This is a genomic window from Ancylobacter lacus, from assembly GCF_018390635.1.
Lineage (GTDB): Bacteria > Pseudomonadota > Alphaproteobacteria > Rhizobiales > Xanthobacteraceae > Ancylobacter > Ancylobacter lacus.
Genome location: NZ_JAHBGE010000051.1, coordinates 147,142 through 168,110, shown reverse-complemented (window position 1 = coordinate 168,110; position 20,969 = coordinate 147,142). Strand labels below are relative to the sequence as shown.

Annotated in this window: 18 protein-coding genes; 7 read left to right on the top strand and 11 right to left on the bottom strand. The window is 72.6% G+C overall.

Annotated elements, in window-relative coordinates:
• The first annotated feature begins 2 nt into the window (after nt 1-2).
• From lpxD to lpxB, 5 genes are read left to right on the top strand one after another with little or no spacing between them, the layout of a single operon-like run.
• A complete protein-coding gene (lpxD, locus tag KHC27_RS13485) occupies nt 3-1,082 on the top strand; it encodes a UDP-3-O-(3-hydroxymyristoyl)glucosamine N-acyltransferase (RefSeq protein WP_213339889.1) in 1,080 nt (359 codons plus the stop codon).
• The gene (gene fabZ, locus KHC27_RS13480; RefSeq protein ID WP_213339888.1) at nt 1,082-1,543 is read left to right on the top strand and encodes a 3-hydroxyacyl-ACP dehydratase FabZ; all 462 of its coding nucleotides are present in this window, start codon (nt 1,082-1,084) and stop codon (nt 1,541-1,543) included. Before lpxD ends, fabZ begins: the two co-directional genes overlap by 1 nt.
• A gap of 6 nt (nt 1,544-1,549) precedes the next feature.
• A complete protein-coding gene (lpxA, locus tag KHC27_RS13475) occupies nt 1,550-2,380 on the top strand; it encodes an acyl-ACP--UDP-N-acetylglucosamine O-acyltransferase (protein ID WP_213339887.1) in 831 nt (276 codons plus the stop codon).
• Nucleotides 2,355-3,251 (top strand): LpxI family protein, encoded by an 897-nt coding sequence (locus KHC27_RS13470; protein ID WP_213339886.1) that lies wholly within the window; start codon nt 2,355-2,357, stop codon nt 3,249-3,251. Before lpxA ends, KHC27_RS13470 begins: the two co-directional genes overlap by 26 nt.
• Nucleotides 3,248-4,456 (top strand): lipid-A-disaccharide synthase, encoded by a 1,209-nt coding sequence (gene lpxB, locus KHC27_RS13465; protein ID WP_213339885.1) that lies wholly within the window; start codon nt 3,248-3,250, stop codon nt 4,454-4,456. The genes KHC27_RS13470 and lpxB overlap by 4 nt, the downstream gene beginning before the upstream one ends.
• Before the next feature lie 123 nt (nt 4,457-4,579).
• Here the strand turns inward: lpxB and gltA are convergent, their stop codons facing one another.
• Both gltA and gltX read right to left on the bottom strand, forming a co-directional pair.
• A complete protein-coding gene (gene gltA, locus KHC27_RS13460; protein ID WP_213339884.1) occupies nt 4,580-5,890 on the bottom strand; it encodes a citrate synthase in 1,311 nt (436 codons plus the stop codon).
• Nucleotides 5,891-6,214: 324 nt separating this feature from the next.
• Nucleotides 6,215-7,651: a glutamate--tRNA ligase gene (gene gltX, locus KHC27_RS13455; protein ID WP_213339883.1), complete on the bottom strand. Its 1,437-nt coding sequence runs from the start codon at nt 7,649-7,651 to the stop codon at nt 6,215-6,217.
• A gap of 140 nt (nt 7,652-7,791) precedes the next feature.
• Here gltX and KHC27_RS13450 point away from each other — a divergent pair, with 140 nt between their 5' ends.
• Nucleotides 7,792-10,794, top strand: coding sequence for a ComEC/Rec2 family competence protein (locus KHC27_RS13450; protein WP_343210907.1), 3,003 nt, complete (start codon nt 7,792-7,794; stop codon nt 10,792-10,794).
• Here KHC27_RS13450 and lexA read toward each other — a convergent pair.
• Nucleotides 10,788-11,477, bottom strand: coding sequence for a transcriptional repressor LexA (gene lexA, locus KHC27_RS13445; RefSeq protein WP_213339882.1), 690 nt, complete (start codon nt 11,475-11,477; stop codon nt 10,788-10,790). The two genes, KHC27_RS13450 and lexA, sit on opposite strands and share 7 nt — an antisense overlap.
• 221 nt (nt 11,478-11,698) lie before the next feature.
• Here lexA and atzF point away from each other — a divergent pair, with 221 nt between their 5' ends.
• Nucleotides 11,699-13,516, top strand: a complete 1,818-nt coding sequence (gene atzF / locus KHC27_RS13440; RefSeq protein ID WP_343210906.1) for an allophanate hydrolase — start codon at nt 11,699-11,701, stop codon at nt 13,514-13,516.
• A 57-nt stretch (nt 13,517-13,573) separates the two neighbouring features.
• Here the strand turns inward: atzF and KHC27_RS13435 are convergent, their stop codons facing one another.
• The 8 genes from KHC27_RS13435 to trpE form a co-directional block, all read right to left on the bottom strand.
• On the bottom strand, nt 13,574-14,272 hold the full coding sequence (locus tag KHC27_RS13435; RefSeq protein ID WP_213339880.1) for a GntR family transcriptional regulator: 699 nt from the start codon (nt 14,270-14,272) through the stop codon (nt 13,574-13,576).
• A 134-nt stretch (nt 14,273-14,406) separates the two neighbouring features.
• A complete protein-coding gene (gene hpxZ / locus KHC27_RS13430) occupies nt 14,407-14,787 on the bottom strand; it encodes an oxalurate catabolism protein HpxZ (protein ID WP_213339879.1) in 381 nt (126 codons plus the stop codon).
• Nucleotides 14,788-14,841: 54 nt separating this feature from the next.
• Entirely contained in the window at nt 14,842-16,053 is a 1,212-nt protein-coding gene (locus tag KHC27_RS13425; RefSeq protein ID WP_213339878.1) for a molybdopterin molybdotransferase MoeA, read from the bottom strand.
• Between the two features lie 158 nt (nt 16,054-16,211).
• Complete coding sequence (gene moaC / locus KHC27_RS13420) at nt 16,212-16,739, bottom strand: cyclic pyranopterin monophosphate synthase MoaC (protein WP_213339877.1); 528 nt, start codon at nt 16,737-16,739, stop codon at nt 16,212-16,214.
• A 5-nt stretch (nt 16,740-16,744) separates the two neighbouring features.
• Nucleotides 16,745-17,563, bottom strand: coding sequence for an indole-3-glycerol phosphate synthase TrpC (trpC, locus tag KHC27_RS13415; RefSeq protein ID WP_213339876.1), 819 nt, complete (start codon nt 17,561-17,563; stop codon nt 16,745-16,747).
• A 49-nt stretch (nt 17,564-17,612) separates the two neighbouring features.
• The gene (trpD, locus tag KHC27_RS13410) at nt 17,613-18,626 is read right to left on the bottom strand and encodes an anthranilate phosphoribosyltransferase (protein WP_213339875.1); all 1,014 of its coding nucleotides are present in this window, start codon (nt 18,624-18,626) and stop codon (nt 17,613-17,615) included.
• Between the two features lie 18 nt (nt 18,627-18,644).
• Complete coding sequence (locus tag KHC27_RS13405) at nt 18,645-19,253, bottom strand: anthranilate synthase component II (protein ID WP_213339874.1); 609 nt, start codon at nt 19,251-19,253, stop codon at nt 18,645-18,647.
• 179 nt (nt 19,254-19,432) lie between these two features.
• Complete coding sequence (gene trpE / locus KHC27_RS13400; RefSeq protein ID WP_213339873.1) at nt 19,433-20,968, bottom strand: anthranilate synthase component I; 1,536 nt, start codon at nt 20,966-20,968, stop codon at nt 19,433-19,435.
• Nucleotide 20,969: the final 1 nt, after the last annotated feature.

Sequence of the window (20,969 nt, the reverse complement as noted above, 5' to 3'; positions counted from 1 at the left end):
CCATGAGTGATCCCGTCTTCTTCGCGCCGCGTGCGCCGCTCTCGCTAGAGGAGCTGTGCGCCATCACCGGTGCGCGGGCCGCCGGGCCGCTCGTGTCCCCCGCGCCGGTCATCACCGGCCTTGCCGCGCTTGACCGCGCCCAGCCGGGCGACGTCAGCTTCATCGACGCGGCGCGTTTCGTGCCGCAGCTCGCGGCCACGCGCGCGGGCGCCTGCTTCGTCCCCGAGCGCCTGCTGGAGCGGGTGCCGGCGGGCACGCAGGCGCTGGTGGTGGCGCGCCCGCACCACGCCTTCGTCGCGCTGGCGCGGCATGTCCATGCCGATTTGCTGCGGCCGGCCTCGGTGTTCGGCCATCACGGCGTCGCCGCCGGCGCCATCGTCCATCCGCAGGCCCGGCTCGAGGACGCGGTCACGGTCGATCCCGGCGCGGTGGTCGGGCCGGGGGCCGAAATCGGCGCCGGCAGCGTCATCGCCGCCGGCGCGGTGGTGGGCCCCGGGGTGCGGATCGGGCGCAACTGCCACATCGGCATCGGCGTGTCGCTGATCCATGCGCTGGTCGGCGACCGGGTCATCATCCACCCCGGCGCGCGAATCGGCCAGGACGGCTTCGGCTATCTCGGGGGCGCCCGCGGCCACGCCAAGATTCCCCAGTTCGGCCGGGTCATCCTTCAGGACGATGTCGAGATCGGCGCCAACACCGCGATCGACCGCGGCGGGGTGCGCGACACGGTGATCGGCGAGGGCACCAAGATCGACAATCTGGTGCAGATCGCCCACAACGTCGTCATCGGCCGGCACTGTGTGGTGGTCTCGCAAACCGGCATTGCCGGCAGCGCGACGCTCGGCGATTTCGTGATGCTCGGCGGCCAGGTCGGGGTCATCGGCCATGTCCACATCGGCGACGGGGCGCAGATCGCGGCCAGCAGCAACGTGAAGGACGACGTGCCGGCCGGGGCGCAATGGGGCGGATCGCCGGCCAAGCCGATGCGCGACTGGTTCCGCGAGGTGATGGCGGTGCAGCGTCTCGGCCGCGGGGAGCGGCCGGACGGATCGCGCGGGGATGAAGGACAACGGGGCGTTTGATGAGTGGCGAGGAAAATAAGGTCCTTGGGGCCGCCGACATCCAGCAGATCCTTGCGGCGTTGCCGCATCGCTACCCCTTCCTGATGATCGACCGCATCGTCGACATCGACGGCGATCTCAGCGCGGTCGGCATCAAGAACGTCTCGGCCAACGAGCCGCACTTCCAGGGCCATTTCCCGGATCGCCCGGTGATGCCGGGCGTGCTCATCCTCGAGGGCATGGCACAGACCGCGGGCACGATCTGCCTGCTCGGCGGCGGCGGGGGCAAGCCGCAGCTCGTCTATTTCATGACCATCGACAAGGCCAAGTTCCGCAAGCCGGTGGTGCCGGGCGACGTGCTGGAATATCACATGACGCGCCTCGCCAAGAGGCGGAACATGTGGTGGTTCCGCGGCGAGGCGAAGGTCGCCGGCCAGCTCGTGGCCGAGGCCGAAGTCGGCGCCATGATCGCACAGGAGTAGCTGTTGATGAGTTCCACCACGGCCCGGATCGACCCCACGGCGCGCGTCGCGCAGGGTGCGCGCCTCGGCGAGAATGTTGAGATCGGTCCGTTCTGCACGGTGGGTCCCGATGTCGAGCTGGGCGACGGCGTTCGCCTGCTGTCCCATGTCGTGGTGGAAGGACACACCACGCTCGGCGCCGGCACCGCGGTGTATCCCTTCGCGGTGCTCGGCACGCCGCCGCAGTCGCTGCACTACAAGGGCGAGCCGAGCCGGCTGGTGGTCGGGCGCAACTGCATCGTGCGCGAGCATGTGACGATGAACATCGGCACCGCGGGCGGTCACATGGAGACGCGGGTCGGCGACAACGGCATGTTCATGGCGGCGAGCCATGTCGCCCATGACTGCGTGGTCGGCAACAACGTGATCTTCGCCAACAACGCGACGCTGGCCGGCCATGTCACCGTCGGCGACAATGTGTTCCTTGGCGGCCTCACCGCGGTGCACCAGTTCGCCCGGGTGGGCGAGGGCGCCATCATCGGCGGCATGTGCGGCGCGCGGCACGACATCATCCCGTTCGGGGCGATGGTCGAGGGCCGCCCGGGGCTGGGCGGGCTCAACATCATCGGCCTGAAGCGTCGCGGCGCCACCAGGGCGGACATCCATGCCCTGCGCGCGGCCTATCGCGAGCTGTTCTATGGGCGCGGCACGCTGGTCGAGCGCACCGCGCGCACCGCCGAGCTGTTCGCCGGCCAGCCCTATGTCACCATCGTGCTCGACTTCATCCGTTCGGCCGGCAAGCGCCGGCTCACCGTGCCCCATGATGTCGACGATGGCGGCGACCGCGAAGCCGCCTGAGGCCGCGCCGGGTTCCGCGCCGGGGGAGGGTGCGCTCGGCATCATCTGCGGCGGCGGGGCATTCCCGCTGGCGGTCGCCCGTGCGGCGCAGGCGGCCGGGCGCCGGGTCGTCCTGTTCGCGTTGCGCGGTTCGGCCTCGGCGGAGGTCGAGGCCTTTCCCCATGTGTGGATCCCCATGGGCCGGTTCGGGATGCTTCAGACGGAGCTGAAGCGCCATGGCTGCCGGGACGTGGTGATGATCGGCACGGTGCTGCGCCCCCGCATCCGCGACATCCGGCTGGACTGGGCGACGCTGCGGCGCATGCCGCGGGTCATCGCCCTGATGCGCGGCGGCGACGATCACCTGCTCTCGGGCGTCGCCCGCATCTTCGAGGAGGCGGGGTTCCGCCTGCTTGGCGCCCATGAGGTGGCGCCCGGCATTCTCGCGCCCGAGGGGGTGCTCGGCGCCGTCCGCCCGTCGCGGGAGGTACAGGCCGACATCGCCACCGGCTTCCGGGCGCTTGAGGTGCTCGGGCCGCTCGACATCGGCCAGGGGCTGGTGGTGATGAACGGCCATGTCGTCGCCGTGGAGGCGGCGGAGGGCACCGACCTGATGCTGGAGCGCTGCGCCGATCTGCGCGCGCGCGGGCGCATCAAGGCGCCGTCGCCCTGTGGCGTTCTGGTGAAGCGGCCCAAGGCGGGGCAGGACCGCCGGCTCGACCTGCCCTCGCTCGGCCCGCTCACCGTGGAGGGCGCGGTGCGCGCGGGCATCGCCGGCATCGCGGTGGAGGCGGGCGGCGTCATCGTCAGCGACGTCGAGGAGCTGGTCCGCCGGGCCGACGCCGCCGGCCTGTTCCTGCTCGGGGTGGCCGCCGGGGACGCGGCGCCATGAGCGCCGCCGGCCGTGCCGCGACAGGCGCCGCCGCGAGCGCCGACGCCATCTCGGGCGCGGGGCTCGACGTCTTCGTCGTCGCCGGCGAGGAGTCCGGGGATGTGCTCGGCGCCGGCCTGCTGCGCGAGCTGGCGGCGCTGGTGCCGGCGGCGCGCTTTCGCGGCGTCGGCGGCACGCGGATGCAGGCGCAGGGGCTGGTCTCGCTGTTTCCGATGGACGATCTCACCGCCATGGGCTTTGCCCAGGTCGCGGCGGGCCTGCCGGGCATCCTGAGGCGGATGCGCGAGGTGGTGGCCGCCATCGTCGCCGCGCCGCCGGATGTGCTGGTTCTGGTCGACCTGCCGGATTTCAACCACCGCGTCGCCCGCCGGGTGCGGGCGCGGCTGCCGCATCTGCCGATCGTGAAATATGTCGCGCCCACAGTCTGGGTGTGGCGCGAGGGGCGGGCGCCGGCCATGCGCCCGCACATCGACCGGGTGCTTGCGGTGCTGCCCTTCGAGCCGGAGGTGATGGCGCGGCTGGGCGGCCCGCCGACGACCTATGTCGGCCATCCCCTGTTGGGCGAGCTGGCGGAACTGCGGCCTTCGGCAGAGGAAGCGGCACGGCGGGCGGCCTCCCCGCCGGTGGTGCTGGTGCTGCCCGGCAGCCGCGGCAGCGAGGTGGCGCGGCTCGGGGCGACCTTCGGCGAGGTGCTCGGCCGGCTGCGCGGTGAGGTCGGTCCGTTCGATCTCGTGCTGCCGACCCTGCCGCGCCGGCGGGCGCAGGTTGAGCGGATGGTGGCAAACTGGCCGGTGGCACCGCGGATCGTCGAGGACGAAGCGGAAAAGCGCGCCGCTTTCCGTGTCGCCCGCGCCGCCCTTGCCGCCTCCGGCACGGTGACGCTGGAGCTGGCGCTGGCGGGGGTGCCGATGGTCGCGGCCTACCGCGTGCCACGCCTGGAGGGATGGATCGCGCCTTACATATTGAAGGTCACCACCGCGATTCTGCCCAACCTGATCCTGCGCGAGAAGGCGGTGCCGGAATTCCTGCAGTGGCACATCGACCCGCCCGCCATGGCGCGCCATCTGGCCGAGCTGGTGCGCGGCGGGCCGGCCCGCGAGGCCCAGCTCGCCGCCTTCGCCCGGCTCGACGCGGTGATGGGCCTCGGCGCCGAGCCGCCGAGCCGGCGCGCGGCGCGGGCGGTGCTCGAACTCGCCGCACGCTGAACGGCCCACACGCCGCCGGCCCCGGAACGCCTGTTCAAAACGCCGGCCCCGAAACGGAAACACCCCGGCGCTGCGGCGCCGGGGTGCTCGGGGTGACAGGGGCGCGGCGTCGGCCGCGCGGCCTCACTTGCGGCGGGCGATCGAGGTGTAGTCGCGCTGGACGGCGCCGGTGTAGAGCTGGCGCGGGCGGCCGATGCGCTGGCCGGGATCCTCGATCATCTCCTTCCACTGGCCGATCCAGCCCACGGTGCGGGCGAGGGCGAACAGCACGGTGAACATGGCAGTGGGGAAGCCCAGCGCGCGCAGCGTGATGCCGGAGTAGAAATCGATGTTCGGGTAGAGCTTGCGCTCGACGAAATACTCGTCCTGCAGCGCGATGCGCTCCAGCTCCACCGCGATGTCGAGCAGCGGGTCGTCCTTGATGCCGAGTTCGCCCAGCACCTCATGGCAGGTCTTCTGCATGATCTTGGCGCGGGGATCGTAGTTCTTGTAGACGCGGTGGCCAAAGCCCATCAGGCGGAACGGATCGTTCTTGTCCTTGGCGCGCTTGATGTATTCCGGGATGCGGTCGACCGAGCCGATTTCGCCGAGCATCTTCAGCGCCGCCTCGTTGGCGCCGCCATGGGCGGGCCCCCACAGGCAGGCGATGCCGGCGGCGATACAGGCGAAGGGGTTGGCGCCGGAGGAGCCGGCGAGGCGCACGGTCGAGGTCGAGGCGTTCTGCTCGTGGTCGGCGTGCAGGATGAAGATGCGGTCGATGGCGCGGGAGAGCACCGGATTGGCCTTGTACTCCTCGCAGGGCACCGAGAAGCACATGCGCAGGAAGTTCGAGGCGTAGTCGAGGTCGTTCTTCGGGTACACGAAGGGCTGGCCGATGGAGTATTTATAGGCCATCGCCGCCAGCGTCGGCATCTTCGCGATCATGCGGATCGAGGCGATCATCCGCTGCTGCGGGTCGGAGATGTCGGTGCTGTCGTGATAGAAGGCCGACATGGCGCCGACCGAGGCCACCAGCACCGCCATCGGGTGGGCGTCGCGGCGGAAGCCGTGGAAGAACCGGCTCATCTGCTCGTGCACCATGGTGTGGCGCGTCACGCGATAGTCGAAATCGGCCTTCTGCGCCGCGGTGGGCAGCTCCCCGTAGAGCAGGAGGTAGCAGGTCTCGAGGAAGTCGCCGTTCTCGGCGAGCTGTTCGATGGGGTAGCCGCGATAGAGCAGGACGCCGGCATCGCCGTCGATATAGGTGATCTGGCTTTCGCAGCTCGCGGTGGAGGTGAAGCCGGGATCGTAGGTGAACATCCCGGTCTGGCCGTAGAGCTTGCCGATGTCGACGACATCCGGGCCGATCGTGCCGGACAGGATGGGCAGTTCCCAGCTGTCGTCGCCGACTTTCAGGGTGGCAGTTGTCGGCGATGTCTTGGAAACGGCGTCCATGCGGGATCTCCCAAACCAGCAAATCGACTGTAGAGGTGCGTCATTGCGCCCATGCGACGGGCCGGGCGGCCCGTCATGCCCGGGTTCGGGCGGCCGCGGTGTGGCCGTGGCACCTCGTTCCCAGAGTCGTATCCCTTTAGTTCCCTGCTCGCAAGCGCAGCGCACACGGGTACCGCGTTCACGGGAAAATCGTTGCGCCGCAACGGTTGGCGGCATGGCGCCGGCCGCGCTGCCGCCTTCGCAGTCGCACAAAGTCGAATAGCCGCGCGCGCTGCGGCGCGTGGCGCGGCCGGCCCCCGGCGGGGCCGGCGGGAATGGACGAGGTCAGGCCGCGGCGGCGGTACCGGCCTGGTCGGTGAGTCGGGCAAGGCTCTCCTCGCGGCCCAGCACCGCCAGCACGTCGAAGATACCGGGGGAGGTGGTGCGCCCGGTCATGGCGGCGCGCAGCGGCTGGGCGAGCGCGCCGAGCTTCACGCCCGCGCTTTCCGCCACCTGCCGCACCGCGGCCTCGGTGGTGGCGGCCGACCACTCGTCGAGGGCGGCCAGCGCCTGTGCGGCGAGGCCGAGCAGGCGGCGGGCCTCCGGCGTGAGCAGGGCGCGCGCCTTCTCGTCGATCGGCAGCGGCCGCTCCTCGAGGATGTAGCCGGCGCTGTCGATCAGCTCGACCAGCGTCTTGGCGCGCTCCTTCAGCCCCGGCATGGCCGCCAGCATCTGCGCCTTGCGGGCGGGCGTCAGCTTCCGGGCGACGGCGGCGCCGTTCTCCAGATGCGGCAGCAGGTCCTCCACCGCCGCCATCAGCTCGGCGTCCGGGGTCTGCCGCATATAGATGCCGTTGAGATTTTCCAGCTTGGCGAAGTCGAACCGCGCGGCGGAGCGCCCGACCCGGTCGAGGTCGAACAGCCGGCTCATCTCCTCGGTGGAGAAGATCTCCTGGTCGCCATGGCTCCAGCCGAGCCGGACGAGATAGTTGCGCAGCGCCGCCGGCAGATAGCCCATGGCGCGGTAGGCATCGACCCCCAGCGCGCCGTGCCGCTTGGAGAGCTTGGCCCCGTCCGGCCCGTGGATCAGCGGGATATGCGCCATGGTCGGCACCGACCAGCCGAGCGCGGCGTAGATCTGCGCCTGCCGGGCGGCATTGGTGAGGTGGTCGTCGCCGCGGATGATGTGGGTTACGCCCATGTCGTGGTCGTCCACCACCACGGAGAGCATATAGGTGGGGTTGCCGTCGGAGCGCAGCAGCACGAGGTCGTCGAGGTCCTTGTTGGCGAAGACCACGCGGCCCTGCACCAGATCCTCGATCACGGTCTCGCCCTCGGTCGGGGCGCGCAGCCGGATCGCCGGCTTGCGGCCGGCCGGGGCCTCGGCGGGGTCGCGGTCGCGCCAGCGCCCGTCATAGCGCGGGGCGCGGCCCTCGCGGCGGGCGGTCTCGCGCATCTCCTCCAGTTCTTCGGCGGTGGCGTAGCAGGGATAGGCCCGGCCGGCCGCGATCATCTGCTCCACCGCCTCGCGGTGACGCGCGGCGCGGGCGAACTGGTAGACCACGTCGCCGGACCAGTCGATGCCGAGCCACTTCAGCCCGTCGATGATCGCCTCGATCGCCGCCTCGGTGGAGCGCTGGCGGTCGGTGTCCTCGATCCGCAGCAGCATCCGGCCGCCCTTCGCCCGGGCATAGAGCCAGTTGAACAGCGCGGTCCGGGCCCCGCCAATATGCAGGAAGCCGGTGGGCGAGGGGGCGAAGCGGGTGACGACGTGATCGGACATGGATGCGGTTCTCACGGGCCCGGCAGGCGCCGGGCGGGCCGAAGGGCCGAGGCTGGTGAGCGGGAGCGGAGCGTGTAGCATAGGTGCGGGCAGGGGAAAACACGGGCCGGGGCCGCTGACGCCCCGCCGGGGAGCCATTCGTGGCGGGGGCGGCCGATCGGGAACGCGGCGACGGCGCGGCGGGCGCGGGTAGGGGCGGGCAGACGCCGCCGCGTCCGGGCGCCCGGGCCATCGCCGTGGCCGGCGCGGTGCCGCGTCCGGCCGCGCCGGCATGGGGCCTCGACGCGCTCGGGCTGTGGGCGGGGCGGCTGCGCCGGGGCCTCGCCGGGGATATCGCTCGGGAATTCGAGGGGCGGCGGGGCTTTCTCTTCGTGCCCGTCGCCTTCGCGGCCGGCGTGGGGCTCTATCTCGGCGCCGGGCGCGAGCCGTGGCTGGGGGCGGGAGCGGTTCTGTTCGGGCTGCTCGCCCTTCTCGCCCGCGCCGCGCGGGAGCGGCCGGCGCTGTTCTTCGCGCTGGCGGGGCTCGCGGCGGTGGCGGCCGGGTTCGGCGCCGCCACCCTGCGCGTCGCCGCGATGGCCCACCCGGTGCTCGACCGGCCGCTGACGGCGGTGGAGCTGTCCGGCTTCGTCGAGCAGACCGGGCGGCGCCCCGGCGGGGCGCGGATCGTGCTGCGCGTCACCGCGCTGGCGCGGGCGCCGGTGGCGCCGGAACGGGTGCGCCTCGTGCTCGGGGGCGCCGCGCCGCCGGCGGTGGGCAGCCATCTCACCCTGCGGGCGACGCTGGGGCCGCCGGCCGGGCCGGCCTTTCCCGGCGGCTATGATTTCGGTGAGGACGCGTGGTTCGAGGGCATCGGCGCCACCGGCTTTGCGGTCGGCCGGCCGCGTGTCACCCCGCCGCCGGCGCCGCCCTCGCTGGGGCTGAGGCTGCGCATCGCGCTCGACGAGGTGCGGCAGGCGATGGATGCGCGCATCGCCGCTGCGCTGCCGGGCGGGACGGGGGCGATCGCCTCCGCGCTGGTCACCGGCTCGCGCGACGCGGTGCCGGAGAGCGTCGACGAGACCATGCGGATTTCCGGCCTCTACCACGTGCTGTCGATCTCCGGCCTGCACATGGCGCTGGTGGTGGCGGCGCTGTTCCTCGCCGCCCGGGCCGGGCTGGCGGCGGTGCCCGGCCTTGCGCTGCACCGGCCGATCAAGGCCTGGGCCGCGGTGCCGGCGGCGGCCGGGGCCACCTTCTATCTCCTGCTCTCCGGCGCCGAGGTGGCGACCCAGCGCTCGTGGCTGATGGCGATGGTGGTGCTGGCCGGGGTGGCGCTGAACCGGCCGGCGGTCACGCTGCGCACGCTGGCGCTGGCGGCGCTGGCGGTGCTCGCGCTCTCCCCGGCGGCGCTGGTGGACCCCGGCACGCAGATGTCCTTCGCCGCGACGCTGGCGCTGGTCGCCGGGCATGAGCGTTTCGCCGGCCATATCCGCCGGCTGGGAGGCCCCGGCGGGGGTGGGCGGGCGCTGCGCTGGGGCGTCGCGGTGCTGCTTTCCTCGCTGGTCGCGGCGCTGGCGACGGCGCCCTTCGCCGCCTACCATTTTCACCGCATGGCGCCGCTCAGCCTGATTGCCAATCTCGCGGCGGCGCCGGTCATTTCCTTCGTGGTGATGCCGGCGGGAATGCTGGGGGCGCTGCTCATTCCCTTCGGCTGGGACGGCCCGGCGTGGCGGGCGATGGGCTGGGGCATCGACGCCATGATCGCCATCGCGGAGTGGGTCGCGGCCATGCCGGGGGCGGACCGTGGGATGCGGGCCTTTCCGCTGGCGGCGCTGGTGCTGGTGTCGCTGGCGCTGGTGGCGCTGTGCCTGCTGCGCAGCCGGCTGGCCCTGCTGGCAGTGCCGCTGGCCGCCGCCGCGGCGCTGGTGACGCGGGCGGCGCCGCAGCCGGCGATCCTGATCGACACGCAGGGCCGCACCGTCGCGGTGCGCGACGCCGGCGGCCGGCTGGCGCTGATGGGGGATCGCGACGGGCCAGCGCTGGCCTCCCGCTTCGCCGTGCAGCAATGGCGCGCTGCCGAGGGGGAGCGGCCGGCGGCGACCGCCGCGACCACCTCCGGCGCCGCGTCCGCGCTGCCGCCCGAGGCCACCGCGCCGCGCTGCGACCCGCTAGGGTGCACGCTGCCGCTGCCGGAGGGCGGGCTGGTCGCCTATTCCCGCAGCCGCAACAGCCTTGCCGACGACTGCCGGCTGGCCCGGCTGGTGGTGACGCGCTTCGCGCCGCCGCCGGATTGCGCCGCCCGGGTGATCCGCACCGATCCCGACGGACTGGCCGGGGCGATCGCCGTCTACATCGCTCCCACGGCGCACGCCGCCCCGGCTGAGGCGCCGCCCCGCCTCGACGCAGCCAGCGCGCCTGAGCCCGGCCTCATCGCGGCCGGGGCGGAGGAAGTGGTGGCGACAGGGGACGTCGTGACACGGGAGGTGGCGACAGGAGATCTGGGCGGGCGGGATGCGGCAACGGGGGACGTCGGGACAGGACACCCGGTAACACGGGATACGGCAACGCGAGGGGTGGGCAGGGGAGAAGCCGGTCAACCCGCCGCCCCCGGCGATGCCGCCGCAACCGGCTGGAGGGGTGCCGCCCGCGCCGGCAGGGATGCGCATGCATCCGGCTCCGGCGAGGTCCCGCCGGCCATGGCCGTGCCCGCCTCGCCCGACTCGGTTCTGATCGACTCTGCCCCCGGCCGATCCGCGCCGGGTAACCATTTCACGGGCAATTCTGTCGCCGGCCGATCCGCTTCGAATCGGCCTCTCTCAAGCGCGCCCGCTTTCGGCGCATCGGCCGCTTCGCCCCTGAGGGACGAGGCGACCTTCACCGTGGTGTACGCGCGCGACCCCGCGCAGCGCCGCCCGTGGCTGCCGCCGCCACGGGAGCCGCCCACGCGCGTCGCGCAGGAAGATAGCCCGCCGGAAGGTGTCGCTCAGGGGCGTGCGACCCCGGCAGGTGGCGCGCCGGAAAAGGCCCGGTCCGGCCGCTCCGGCGCGTCGCAGCCGGCGCGCGCGTCCCCGCACCCGTCCCGCCCGCGGCCGGAGAACGGCGCTCCGGCAGCACGCCCGCCGGAGCCGGCGGATGATGCGGCCGCCCTGGGCGCCGATCAGTAGCGGCGGAACAGCCCGACCAGCCGGCCCTGGATGCGCACCCGGTCGGGGCCGAAGATGCGCGTCTCATAGGCAGGGTTGGCCGCTTCGAGGGCAATCGAGGCGCCCTTCTTGCGCAGCCGCTTCAGCGTGGCTTCCTCGTCGTCGATCAGCGCCACCACGATCTCGCCGGTGTCGGCGCTTTCGCATTTGCGGATGAGGGCGAGGTCGCCGTCGAGGATGCCGGCCTCGATCATCGAATCGCCCCGCACCTCCAGCGCGTAGTGCTCGCCGCTGCCCAGCATGTCGGGCGGCATGGCGACGGTGTGGCTGCGGGCCTGGATCGCGGAAATCGGTGAGCCCGCCGCGATGCGGCCCATCACCGGCACCGGAACGGGACGACCCATGTCCTCCTCGCCGGCGGGGCGGCGGCCGAGGCTGCCTTCGATCACGTTGGGCGAGAAGGCGCGGGCCGGCCGCGCCGGCTGCACGCTCTCCGGCAGCTTCACCACCTCCAGCGCGCGGGCGCGGTTCGGCAGGCGGCGGATGAAGCCGCGCTCCTCCAGTGCCGTGATCAGCCGATGGATGCCGGATTTGGAGCGCAGGTCCAGCGCCTCCTTCATCTCCTCGAAGGAGGGGGGAACCCCCGTTTCCTTCAGGCGCTCGTGGATGAAGCGCAGCAGATCATGCTGTTTGCGGGTGAGCATCGGGGCTCCTTGCCGGGGCGCGGGCTACGCGTAACGGAAACAAATCACGAACAAACACTAACTGTTCGTTTTGTGTTCTTCAAGGATGAATCGTTTAGGTGAATTTCTTGCAAAGAGCCGATCGTCCATCGCGGTCGTTGCGGACGGGCACGCACGGGTCTTGTATGCAATGGCCCGTTCTTTGCCTCGTCGGGCGGCAGACTCATCGGGCGGAGACGATCGTGACGCAGACCCTTGCCGAAATCGTGGCGGCGCACCGGGAGGGAGCGGCTTCGGTCGCCGCGACCGTGGCGGCGTGCCGCGCCCGCATCGAGGCGCATGGCGACCCCGCGGTGTTCACCACCCTCGCCGACGACGCCATGCTCGCCGCCGCGATTCGCGCGCTGGACGGCATCGACCCCGCGCGGCTGCCGCTCTACGGCGTGCCGTTCGCGGTGAAGGACAATATCGACGTCGCCGGTCTTCCCACCACCTGCGCCTGCCCGGACTTCGCCTATGTCGCCACCCGCGACGCGGCGTCGGTGGCGCGGCTGCGCCGGGCCGGGGCCATCGTCATCGGCAAGACCAATCTCGACCAGTTCGCCACCGGCCTGGTCGGGCGGCGCTCGCCCTACGGCACCCCGCGCAACCCGATCCGCGCCGATCTCGTGCCCGGCGGGTCGAGCTCGGGTTCCGGCGTCGCGGTCTCGGCCGGGCTGGTGCCCTTCGCGCTGGGCACGGACACGGCGGGGTCCGGCCGCATTCCCGCCGGGCTCACCAACATCGTGGGCCTGAAGCCGAGCGTCGGCCTCGTCTCGACCCGCGGCGTGGTGCCGGCCTGCCGGTCCATCGACTGCGTCTCGGTGTTCGCCCGCACGGTCGCCGAGGCGTGGTCGGCGCTGGCGGTGATGGCCGGGCCGGATGCCGGCGACCCCTTCTCGCGGGAGCTGCCGCTCGGCCGGCCGGGCGCCTGGCCGCCCGGGGTGCGGATCGGTATTCCCCGCGCCGTGGACCGCCACAGCTTCGGCGATCTCCTCACCGATCCCGCCTTCCTGCGCGCCGTGGCGCGGGCGCGGGCGCTCGGCGCCGCCATCGTCGAGCTGGACATGGAGCCGTTCTACGAGACCGCCCGGCTGCTCTATGACGGCCCCTGGGTGGCGGAGCGCTTCGCCGCGGTCGGCGGCTTTCTCGATGCCCGGCCGACTTCGGTCCACCCGGTGGTGCGCGGCATCATCGAGCGCGGCCGCGAGCCCAGCGCGGTCGACGCCTTCCGCGGCCAATACCGCCTCGCCGAGCTGAAGATGGAGGCGCGGGCGGCGCTGGCGGGGCTCGACGCGCTGATGGTGCCGACCATGCCGACCGTCTACACCCTGGCCCAGATCGACGCCGATCCGGTCCGGCTCAACAGCCAGCTCGGGCTCTACACCAATTTCGTCAATCTGCTCGACCTCTGCGGCCTTGCCGTTCCCGCCGAGATCCGGCCGGACGCCGCGCCGTTCGGGGTGACGCTGCTGGCCCCGGCGGGGCGCGACGCCCATCTCGCCGGGCTCGGCGCGGCCCTGCACGCGGCCAGTGCCCTGCCGATGGGCGCCACCGCCCGGCAGGTGCCGGCGGAGGTGGACTTCGCGCCGGAAGCGGCGCCGAACCGGATGGAGATCGCGGTGTTCGGCGCCCATCTCTCCGGCCTGCCGCTCAACGGGGAACTCACCGATCTCGGCGGCAGCTTCGTGCGCGCGGCGCGCACCACGGCGGATTACCGGCTGTATCTGCTCCCGGATGGGCGGGTGCGGCGCCCGGGGCTGGTGCGCGGGCGGATCGGCTCCGGCGCGCCGGTCGCCTGCGAGGTGTGGTCGCTGCCGCTGGAAAGCTTCGGCCGTTTCATCGCCCGCATACCCGCGCCGCTCGGCGTTGGCACGGTGGCGCTGGAGGATGGCAGCCAGGTGAAGGGCTTCCTCGCCGAGGCCGCCGCCGTCACCCAGGCGCGGGATATCACCGGCTATGGCGGCTGGCGCGGCTTCCTCACCGCGGAGAACGAGGCGGCGGGGCTGACGGCATCCTGATGCGAAGGTTGCGACTGTTATGATAAGCTATTGCAATAAATCATTTTTCACCGCGCCTCACAGGCTCTGGGCGTAGGCCTCATAGGCGTCGTGCACGATGGCGATGTGGTGGCGCATGGCGCTGGCGGCGGCCTCGCGGTCGCCGCGCATCACCGCGGTGAGCACCCGCTCATGCTCGGTGTGCGACAGCGCCAGCCGGCCGAGCGCGCGGAACTGGGCGCGGCGGAACGGCGAGAGCCGCCGCCGGGTGCTCAGCGTCAGCTCGGCGAGATAGTCGTTGTGCGAGCCGGCATAGATCGAGGTGTGGAAGGTCTCGTTGGCCTCGCGATAGCCGAGGAAGTCGCCCTGCCGCATCAGGTCGCCCATCTCGGCGTGGAGCGCCTCCAGCGCCCGCCGCTCGGCCGGGGTGATCTTGACGGCGCAGAGCCCGGCGCAGAGCGCCTCCAGCTCGGCCATGACGTCGAACATCGACTGCAGCCGCTCGACGCTGGGCCGCGCCACCACCGCGCCGCGGTGGGGCCGGGTGTCGACGAGGCCGGAGGCGGCGAGCTCGCGGATGGCCTCGCGCACCGGCGTGCGGGAGACGCCGAACCGTGCCGCCAGCGCGGTCTCGTCCAGCGTCGTGCCGGGGGGAAGCAGGCCGCGGGTGATTTCGTCGGCGACCTGGAAGCGCAGTTCCTCGGCGCGCGTCGGCCGCTGCCGCGGAGACGCGTCGGCGTGGAGCGGGTCTTTCCGGGTCGACGGGGAGGCGGGCATGGACGGCATTCAATCCCGGCGGCGACTGGGGCGATCCCGGCCCGCCCGACGATTCGTCGCGCCGGCCCAGGATCGAGCGGCACCATAGCGACTCGGCGGGCGAGCGTCACCGCGCCGCCGGAGCCGGCGGGTGCTCATTCGTCGATCAGGCTGACATGGGCGGCGACCACCTTCCAGCCGGCCGGCGTGCGCATCCAGGTCTGCATCTGCCGGCCGACCTTGCCCGGCACCGAGGGCCGGTGGAACAGGGTGGAGGCGGTGGCCATGTCGGTGCCGTAGGTGGTGATCACGGTCCGGGAGATGGTGCGCGCCAGCCCCGCCGGGGAGCGGGCGGCGCGGAAGGCGCGGATGGCGTCGATGCCGTAGAGATTCTCGGTGATGCCGTACCGGATGGTGAGGGGATCGTCCCAGAACAGCGCGTCCAGCGCCGCGACATCGTTCGACACCAGGGCGGTTTCATAGCGGGCGAAGGCGGCTTCGACCTCGGCGTGGATCTCGGGAAGGTTGATCTGCATGCGGCACCTGTGAAGCGGGACGGCGCCGACCATGCATGGATGGGGCCGCGACGCTCAATCGTCGAGCGGAAGGATCTCGCAAGGCTCGCCCGCCATGGCCGCCGGGGCGAAGGGCGGGCGCACCAGCAGGCAGTCCGCCCGCGCCAGCACGCTGAGCATCGAGCTGTCCTGCACCGGCAGCGGGCGCACCAGCGGCAGCCCCTCCGCCGTGCCGACGATCTCGGCGCGCAGGAAATCCATGCGCTGGTCGTTGGCCTTGAGGTCGGCGGCGAGGCGGGCGGGGCGCAGCGGCAGGGCCTCGGCCGCCGGCAGCCCGGCCAGCCGGCGGATCAGCGGGCGCAGGAACAGCAGGGCGCACACATGCGCCGAAACCGGGTTGCCCGGCAGGCCCAGCACGTGGCTCGCCCCGAAGCGGCCGAACATCAGCGGCTTGCCCGGCCGCAGCGCCACCTTGTGCACCGCCAGCCGCACCCCCAGCGCCAGCAGCGCCGGGGCGACGAGGTCGTGGTCGCCGACCGAGGCGCCGCCCGTGGTCACGAGGATGTCGATCTCGGCGTCCAGCGCGGCGCGCAAGGCCTGTTCCGTCGCCGCCCGCTCGTCCGGCAGGGTGCCGAGGTCGCGCACCTCCGCCCCGGTGGCGCGGGCGAGGGCGCCGACCGAATAGACATTGGAGAGGATGACCTGATGCGGCCCCGCCCCGGCGCCGGGGCGCACCAGCTCGTCGCCGGTGGAGAGCAGGCCGACCACCGGCCGGCGCACCACCTCCAGCTCCGCCCGATCGGCGGCGGCGGCCAGCGCGAGGTCGCGCGCGGTGAGACGGCGCCCCGCCGGCAGCACGATGGCGCCGGCGGCGAAATCCCCGCCCGCCCGGCGGATATGCCGGCCCTCGGTCGCGGCTTCCAGCACCGTGACCCGGTCGCCTTCGCGCCGGGTGTCTTCCTGGATCACCACCGCGTCGGCCCCGGCCGGCATCACCGCGCCGGTGAAGATGCGCACCGCCTCGCCCGCGCCGAGGCGGCGGGGAAAGGGGGTGCCGGCGGCGGATTCGCCCGCCACCGCCAGCGCGGCGCCAGCGGCGGCGTCCTGCGCCCGCACCGCATAGCCGTCCATGGCGGAGACGTCGGCGGCCGGGGTGCTGCGCGCCGCGACCACCGGGGCGGCGAGCACCCGGCCATGGGCGCTGTCGAGCGGCTCGGTCTCGGCGCCGAGCGCGGCGGCCTCGGCGAGAACCTCGGCAAGGGCATCGTGAACCGGCATCAGCGCCATGGCCTGCTCCTGGGTCGGTTGGGCGTTCCGTGGCGTCCGCCGCCCGGCGCCGTGAGGTTCGTGCCGGCCGCGCCGAAGCCCGGCGCGGCTCTCCCGTCGTCGGCGTCCGGCCGCAGCGGTTCGGCCCGCGAACCGCCATCCCCCGGCCGGGGCGTGCTTTAGCCGGCCTGCCAGTGGCCGGACCGGCCGCCGGCCTTTTCCAGCAGCCGCACGCCCTCGATCCGCATGCCGCGGTCGACCGCCTTGGCCATGTCGTAGATGGTGAGGCAGGCGACGGTGACGGCGGTGAGCGCCTCCATCTCCACCCCGGTCTGGCCGGCGGTACGCACGCTGGCCTCGACCCGCAGCCCCGGCAGGGCGTGGTCCGGGCTGATGTCGACCGCAACCCTGGAGAGCTGCAGCGCGTGGCAGAGCGGGATCAGCTCATGGGTGCGCTTGGCCGCCATGATGCCGGCGAGGCGGGCGGTGCCGATGACGTCGCCCTTCTTCGCATTGCCGGCGAGGATCAGGTCCAGCGTCGCCGGCTCCATCGCGACGCGGCCTTCGGCCCGGGCGATGCGGTCGGTCACCGCCTTGTCGGCGACATCGACCATGTTGGCGGCGCCGCTGGCGTCGATATGGCTGAGGCGCGGGGCGCCGTCCCCGGCTTCGGCGTCCCCGCCCGCCGCCTTGTCCTGTGCGCTCATGGCGGTCAGCCGGCGGCGCGCAGCGGCGCGGCCGGGGCGAGCAGGGCGCGGGTGGCGGCGGCGACGTCGTCCTGCCGCATCAGGCTTTCGCCGACGAGGATGGTGCGGATGTCGACGCGGGCCAGCCGGGCGACGTCGGCGGGGGTGAAGATGCCGCTTTCGCCGACCAGCACCCGGTCCTTCGGCACCCGGGGGGCCAGCCGCTCGGAGGTTTCCAGCCCGACGTCGAAGGTGCGCAGGTTGCGGTTGTTGATGCCGACGAGGCGCGAGGGCAGGGCGAGCGCCCGGTCCAGCTCGGCGTCGTCATGCACCTCGATCAGCGCGTCCATGCCGAGGCCGTGGGCGGTCTCGATCAGGTCGCGGGCGAGGGCGTCGTCGGTGGAGGCGAGGATGACGAGGATGCAGTCCGCCCCCCAGCTCCGCGCCTCGAACACCTGGTAGGTGTCGTAGAGGAAATCCTTGCGCAGCGCCGGCAGGGAGGGCGCCGCCTCGCGCGCGGCGACCAGGAATTCCGGCGCGCCCTGGAAGGAGGGGGTGTCGGTCAGCACCGACAGGCAGGTCGCCCCGCCCGCCTCATAGGCGCGGGCCAGCGCCGGGGGATCGAAGTCCGGCCGGATCAGGCCCTTGGAAGGGCTCCCCTTCTTGATCTCGGCGATCAGCGCGGTGCCGCCCGCGGCGATCCGGGCCTCGATGGCGGCGAGAAAACCGCGCGGCGCCGGCTGCGCCTCGGCGCGGGCGCGCACCTGCTCCAGCGGGCGGACGCGCTTGGCGGCGGCGATCTCCTCGCGCTTGTAGGCGCCGATCTTTTCGAGAATGTCGACCATGGCGGCTGTCTCCTTCGGGCGGGCGCCCTTCTGCCGGACGGGGCGGCGCTCAGGCGTTCGAGACGGCGATGAGCCGGTCAAGCGCGGCCAGCGCCCGGCCGCTGGAAAGGCTGTGGCGGGCCCGCTCCAGCCCCCCGGCGAAATCCTCCACCGCGCCGGCGACCAGCAGCGCCGCGGCGGCGTTCATGACGGCGATATCGGCATAGGCGCCCGGCTCGCCGGCCAGCACCGCGCGCAGCGCCCGGGCATTGGCGACGCCGTCGCCGCCCTTCAGCGCCTCCGGCGTCGCCCGGGCGATGCCGAATTCCTCCGGCGTGATCTCGAAGCGGCGGATCGCGCCGTCCTTCAGCTCCGCCACCGCGGTCGGCCCGGTGGTGGTGATCTCGTCGAGCCCATCCGAACCGTGCACCACCCAGGCCCGTTCCGAGCCCAGCGTGCGCAGCACCTCCGCCAGCGGCTCGACCCAGCTGCGCGAGAACACGCCGACCATCTGCCGGGTGACCCCGGCGGGGTTGGACAGCGGCCCCAGCAGGTTGAAGATGGTGCGGGTGCCCATCTCCACCCGGGTCGGGCCGACATGCTTCATGGCGGGGTGGTGGGCCGGGGCGAACATGAAGCCGATGCCGGCCTCGGCGATGCAGGTGCCGATCTGCTCCGGCGAGAGGTCGATCTTCACCCCCAGCCCCATCAGCACGTCGGCAGCGCCGGACCTGGAGGACAGCGCCCGGTTGCCGTGCTTGGCCACCGGCACCCCCGCCCCCGCGACGATGAAGGAGGCGCAGGTCGAGATGTTGTAGGAGCCGGAGGCGTCGCCCCCGGTGCCAACCACGTCCACCGCGCCGGCCGGGGCCTTCACGGAGAGCATCTTGGAGCGCATGGTCGCGACCGCGCCGGCGATCTCGTCCACCGTCTCGCCGCGCACCCGCAGCCCCATCAGCAGCGCGCCGATCTGCGAGGGGGTGGCCTCGCCCGACATCATGACGTCGAAGGCATGGGCCGATTCCGCCCGGGTCAGGGCGGTGCCGGTCGCGACCTTGCCGATGAGAGCCTTGAGGTTTTCCATGGGGTTGGCTCGTTCGGTTCAGGCGGCGCGTGAGCGGCGGGGGCCGGCGTTCCAGGCCCGGGCGAGGTCGAGGAAGTTCTTCAGTATGGTGTGGCCGTGCTCGGAGGCGATGCTCTCGGGATGGAACTGCACGCCGTGCACCGGCAGGTCGCGGTGCGACAGGCCCATGATCAGCCCGTCATCGGTTTCCGCCGTCACCGCGAGATCGGCGGGCAGGGTGTCGCGCTTCACCAGCAGCGAGTGGTAGCGCGTCGCCTTGAAGGGGCCGTTGATGCCGCGGAACACGCTCTCGCCCTGGTGGTGCATCTCGCTCATCTTGCCGTGCATCGGCACCGGCGCGCGCACCACGTCGCCGCCGAACACCTGCCCGATCGCCTGATGGCCGAGGCAGACGCCGAACACCGGCACCCCCTCGTCGGCGGCGCGGGCGATCAGCTCCAGGCAGATGCCGGCCTCGTTCGGGGTGGCGGGGCCGGGGGAGATGACGATCGCCTCGGGCTCAAGCGCCAGCGCCTCGTCAACGGAGAGGGTGTCGTTGCGCCGCACCTCCACCTCGGCGCCGAGGCCGCCGAGATAGTGCACGAGGTTCCAGGTGAAGCTGTCGTAATTGTCGACGAGGAGGATCATCGCGGGTCCGTCCGCCGGCGGAAAGCCGGTTGCAAAAGGTCTAGGGGGAGAGCCCGCGCCGGGTCAAGCGGCGGGCGGCCGGGGAAGCGCGCGCCCGCCCCGCCATCGGCGCGTCGTCGGCCTCATCGTCCACCCCATCATCCTCATCGGCCTTCCCGTCCTCATCGCGGCGCGAACCCTCACTGGCCGCGGCCGGCGCGCGCCGCGAAGCGCACCGCCTCCTCCCCGGCGCGGAACAGCGCGCGCGCCTTGTTGACGCATTCCTGCTGTTCGCTTTCCGGGACGGAATCATACACGATCCCGGCGCCGGCCTGCACATGCATCCGCCCGTCCTTCACCACGGCGGTGCGCAGCACGATGCAGGTATCCATCTCGCCATCGGCGCCGAAATAGCCGATAGCCCCGGCATAGATGCCGCGCTTGTCGCGCTCCAGCTCGTCGATGATCTCCATCGCCCGCACCTTGGGCGCGCCCGAGACGGTGCCGGCGGGAAAGCCGGCGGCCAGCGCGTCGAGCACGTCGTGGCTGGGGTCGAGCGTGCCCTCGACATTCGAGACGATGTGCATCACCTGGCTGTAGCGCTCGATGAAGAAGCTGTCGGTCACCCGCACGGTGCCAATGCGGGCGACGCGGCCGACATCGTTGCGGCCGAGGTCGAGCAGCATCAGATGCTCGGCCCGCTCCTTGGGGTCGGCAAGCAGCTCCTCCTCCAGCGCCTTGTCCTCGTGCGGGGTGGCGCCGCGCCGGCGGGTGCCGGCGATGGGGCGGATGGTGACGGTGTCGTCGCGCAGCCGCACCAGGATCTCCGGGCTGGAGCACACCAGCGCGAAATCGCCGAAGTTGAAATAGACGAGGAACGGCGCGGGGTTGACCCGCCGCAGCGCGCGGTAGAGCGCGAACGGCGGCAGGGTGAAGGGCGCCTCGAAGCGCTGCGACAGCACCACCTGGAAGATGTCGCCGGCGCGGATGTATTCCTTCGCCCGCTCGACCATGTCGAGATAGGCCTCCGGCGGGGTGTTGGAGACCGGCGCCACCTCCTGGTGGAACGGCGCCTGCGCCGGTGTGTTGGGCAGCGCGCCGTCGAGCGCCCGCACCACCGCCTCGATGCGCTCCTGCGCCCGCTCATGGGCCAGCTCGGCGGAGACCCCGGGGAGAGGCCGTACCGGTGTGACGACGGTGATCTCGTCGCGGGCGGAATCGAACACCACCATCACGGTGGGGCGGATGAAGATCGCGTCCGGCACGCCGAGAATATCGGGTTTCGGCGCCGGCAGCCGCTCCATCTGCCGCACCATGTCGTAGCCGAGATAGCCGAAGATGCCCGCCGACATCGGCGGCGAGCCGACGGGGAGCGCGATGCGCGATTCCGCCACCAGCGCGCGCAGCGCCAGCAGCGGGGCTTCGGCGCAGGGCTCGAAGGCGTTCGGGTCGATCTGGGCCTGCCGGTTGATCTCCGCCCGGTCGCCGCGGCAGCGCCAGATCAGGTCCGGCTCGATGCCGATCATGGAATAGCGGCCGCGGGTGTCGCCGCCTTCCACCGATTCCAGCAGGAAGCTGTTGGGCCGCTCGGCGGCGATCTTCAGGAAGGCGGAGACCGGGGTTTCGAGGTCAGCGACCAGCTTCTGGGTCACGACCTGCGCTTCCCCGCGGCCATAGGCGGCGGCGAAGCTGGTGTCGGCGAGGCGGGGACGCCCGGCGGTGGCGGTGCTGCTCATG

Bases quoted from the DNA above. Each gene is read 5' to 3' on its own strand.
- lpxD (WP_213339889.1), top strand. From the start codon at position 3: ATGAGTGATCCCGTCTTCTTCGCGCCGCGTGCGCCGCTCTCGCTAGAG.
- fabZ (WP_213339888.1), top strand. From the start codon at position 1,082: ATGAGTGGCGAGGAAAATAAGGTCCTTGGGGCCGCCGACATCCAGCAG.
- lpxA (WP_213339887.1), top strand. From the start codon at position 1,550: ATGAGTTCCACCACGGCCCGGATCGACCCCACGGCGCGCGTCGCGCAG.
- KHC27_RS13470 (WP_213339886.1), top strand. From the start codon at position 2,355: ATGGCGGCGACCGCGAAGCCGCCTGAGGCCGCGCCGGGTTCCGCGCCG.
- lpxB (WP_213339885.1), top strand. From the start codon at position 3,248: ATGAGCGCCGCCGGCCGTGCCGCGACAGGCGCCGCCGCGAGCGCCGAC.
- gltA (WP_213339884.1), bottom strand. From the start codon at position 5,890: ATGGACGCCGTTTCCAAGACATCGCCGACAACTGCCACCCTGAAAGTC.
- gltX (WP_213339883.1), bottom strand. From the start codon at position 7,651: ATGTCCGATCACGTCGTCACCCGCTTCGCCCCCTCGCCCACCGGCTTC.
- lexA (WP_213339882.1), bottom strand. From the start codon at position 11,477: ATGCTCACCCGCAAACAGCATGATCTGCTGCGCTTCATCCACGAGCGC.
- KHC27_RS13435 (WP_213339880.1), bottom strand. From the start codon at position 14,272: ATGCCCGCCTCCCCGTCGACCCGGAAAGACCCGCTCCACGCCGACGCG.
- hpxZ (WP_213339879.1), bottom strand. From the start codon at position 14,787: ATGCAGATCAACCTTCCCGAGATCCACGCCGAGGTCGAAGCCGCCTTC.
- KHC27_RS13425 (WP_213339878.1), bottom strand. From the start codon at position 16,053: ATGGCGCTGATGCCGGTTCACGATGCCCTTGCCGAGGTTCTCGCCGAG.
- moaC (WP_213339877.1), bottom strand. From the start codon at position 16,739: ATGAGCGCACAGGACAAGGCGGCGGGCGGGGACGCCGAAGCCGGGGAC.
- trpC (WP_213339876.1), bottom strand. From the start codon at position 17,563: ATGGTCGACATTCTCGAAAAGATCGGCGCCTACAAGCGCGAGGAGATC.
- trpD (WP_213339875.1), bottom strand. From the start codon at position 18,626: ATGGAAAACCTCAAGGCTCTCATCGGCAAGGTCGCGACCGGCACCGCC.
- KHC27_RS13405 (WP_213339874.1), bottom strand. From the start codon at position 19,253: ATGATCCTCCTCGTCGACAATTACGACAGCTTCACCTGGAACCTCGTG.
- trpE (WP_213339873.1), bottom strand. From the start codon at position 20,968: ATGAGCAGCACCGCCACCGCCGGGCGTCCCCGCCTCGCCGACACCAGC.